The following is a 428-nucleotide window of genomic DNA, read 5'->3' as shown; positions in this document are numbered from 1 at the left end:
GCCCAAGACCGAATGCGGCGAACTCACCACCATCCTGGAAGATTTCATGCCCGATGGCGGCGGCATCTACGCCATCTACCCGCACCGCCGCTATCTGCCGGCCAAGGTCCGCCGCTTCGTTGATTACCTGCATGGCTGGTTCAAGAAGAACGTATAGGTCCGGGCATAGTGTCCAAATTGCCGCAGGCCGTTAATCATTCGGAATTTTGACTCATTCGTTCGGTTTTTGGGCGGCCAGGATTACGGGACAGTCTCCAGATGAAACATTCATTTCTGCCGCTTCTGGCCATGGCCGTGCTTTTGCCGGCGGCAGCTTCTGCCCATCCGCACGTCTTCGCCGATGCCCGGCTGGAGATCGTTGCCGATGCCAATCACAATGTTGTCGAGCTGCACAATGTCTGGCGCTTCGATGAAGTGTTCTCGTCCAG

Annotated in this window: 1 protein-coding gene; it reads left to right on the top strand. The window is 56.8% G+C overall.

The annotated features are described in order from the left end of the window. Positions 1–258: 258 nt before the first annotated feature. Positions 259–428 (top strand): DUF1007 family protein (locus AC1D0P_RS30205; protein WP_477680099.1); only part of this gene is annotated, 170 nt, incomplete at its 3' end.

This window comes from Polaromonas sp. P1_G2 (assembly GCF_056405515.1).
The sequence above is the reverse complement of the archived record's forward strand: the minus strand, read 5'-3'. Positions and strand labels throughout refer to the sequence as shown.